This is a genomic window from Mycobacterium sp. UM_Kg27 (assembly GCF_000972905.1).
Classification (GTDB): Bacteria; Actinomycetota; Actinomycetes; order Mycobacteriales; family Mycobacteriaceae; genus Mycobacterium.
Map to the genome: position 1 here is coordinate 1 of NZ_JRMM01000248.1, position 2,079 is coordinate 2,079.

The 2,079-nt window shown below is 65.6% G+C and carries 2 protein-coding genes and 1 pseudogene; all 3 read left to right on the forward strand.

Translation table 11 applies throughout. The features are described 5' to 3' along the window. Positions 1 to 432: TCP-1/cpn60 chaperonin family protein (locus tag LI94_RS20935; protein ID WP_275451602.1), on the forward strand; the 432-nt coding region annotated here is incomplete at its 5' end. 283 nt (positions 433 to 715) lie between these two features. Further along, positions 716 to 1,189: a lipocalin family protein gene (locus LI94_RS20940; protein ID WP_231383952.1), complete on the forward strand. Its 474-nt coding sequence runs from the start codon at positions 716 to 718 to the stop codon at positions 1,187 to 1,189. 204 nt (positions 1,190 to 1,393) lie between these two features. Next, positions 1,394 to 2,050 (forward strand): annotated as a pseudogene (locus LI94_RS20945) (ferritin-like domain-containing protein); the annotation flags it as partial. Positions 2,051 to 2,079 lie beyond the last annotated feature (29 nt).

The following is a 2,079-nucleotide window of genomic DNA, read 5'->3' on the forward strand; positions in this document are numbered from 1 at the left end:
ATGTGTATAAGAGACAGGGCTGCGGTGGAGGAGGGCATCGTCACCGGTGGCGGCGCGGCGCTGGTGCAGGCCCGGGCGGTGCTGGCGGATCTGCAGTCCACGCTGACCGGCGACGAGAAGCAGGGCGTGCAGGTGTTCGCCGCTGCGCTCAGCGCGCCGCTGTACTGGATCGCCACCAATGCCGGGGTGGACGGTGCCGTGGTGACCAGCAAGGTCGCCGAGTTGCCGGTCGGGCAGGGCTTCAACGCCGCCACGCTGTCCTACGGCGACCTGGCTGCCGACGGTGTCATCGACCCGGTCAAGGTGACCCGCTCAGCGGTGCTCAACGCCGCGTCGGTGGCGCGGATGGTGCTAACCACCGAGACCGCTGTGGTCGACAAGCCGGCTGAGCCGGAGGACCACGGCCACGGTCACGGGCATCACCACCATTAGGAATTGAAAGTCGAAGCGCCCCCGGCCATTCGGGTCGGGGGCGTTTTCATTCGCTTCTGCGTATCAGCGCAGAGCGATGGAGACGCGGACTTTCGGCCCTGTAGGAGCAGAGCGCGGACGCAGTACGCTTTCACCCGGAGCGTTAGTAGCGCCAGTCACGTGCTGAAGCAGCAGGGTGACGAGAAGTCACCTTCGGAACGGTCGCAGGTGCCACGGGCGCGCGGCCAGAGAGGGGTCCGTCACGGGCCGACCATCTGAAGTCACGTCGGTCAGCTCGCTGGACTTGGACCGCTACCTCGGGCTGTGGTACGAGATCGGACGGCTTCCGCTCCGGTGGGAAGCCCCCGAGTCCACCGACATCACCGCGAACTACACGCGCCACGACGATGGCAGCCTGCGTGTCGACAATCGGTGCATCGACGAGAACGGCAAGCCGTCGCAGGCGATCGGCTGGGCGACGCCGGTCGACGGCCAACCGGGCCGGTTGCAGGTTACGTTCCTGCCGGAACTGCTGCGTTGGATACCGTTCACGAAGGGTGACTACTGGGTGCTGAAGATCGACGACGAATACTCAGTTGCTCTCGTCGGCACCCCTAACCGCAAGAACCTGTGGCTCCTGGCCCGCGAGCCGGTGATCGACCCTGCGACGCGGGAGGCCTACCTGGCTGAGGCGACTCGGCAGGGGTTCGACCTCGACGGGTGGATCGTTCCGAAGCAGTCCGGTGCACGCGTCACCGACGACCAGCTGAACGGCTGAGAGAGCCGAATCCGCGGTACTTGCGCGCCTTGATTGTGGCGGACGGTTGAGGCCAGTTCGCTCGAGAACGCCCCTGGTCCTGATGGGCCGGGCGTTTTCGTACGTTCGGTTTCCCGCCCCGACATGCTTGACGCGCCGCGGCCGGCGGCGCAGTGTGATACACGTCATAAGACCACTGGTCACACCCGGTAAAGGCGGCAGCGCATGACCACAAGGGACAAGTACACGACCGTGCCCGACCCCTACTCGTGGGAGGTCGCCAGCGCCGGAGACGCGCGCTTCACCTGGGAGTACGACGATGGGCGAGCCCGCCTGCTATCGCTGTATCAGAAGGGGAAGGACAAGCAGTGGGACGCCCAGTCGCGCATCGACTGGTCCCAAGACGTCGACCCGATGAACCCGATCGGTCTGCCCGACGAGTTCCACCCCCTGTTTGGCAGCCCGATGTGGGACGCCGCCGACGACGCGCGTCGCGCCGAGATGCGCCAGCACTTCCAGTCCTGGCAGTTCTCCCAGTTCCTGCACGGGGAACAGGGCGCGATGGTGTGCGCGGCCAAGATCGTCGAAGTGGTCCCGGATCTGGACGCGAAGTTCTACGCGGCCACCCAGACCATGGACGAAGCCCGCCATGTCGAGGCGTTTTCGCGGTTCCTGCAGGACAAGGCCGAGATGGTCTACCCGATCAACAAACACCTGACCGCGCTGCTGGGCGATACCCTGCGCGACTCGCGTTGGGACATGCCCTACCTGGGGATGCAGGTCCTCATCGAGGGGCTCGCGTTGGCCGCCTTCGGGGTACTGCGGGACATGTCAGCACCGGATTCCCTGGCCAAGAAGGTACTGGCCTACGTCATGCAGGACCTGTCTCTTATACACATCTGACGCTGCCG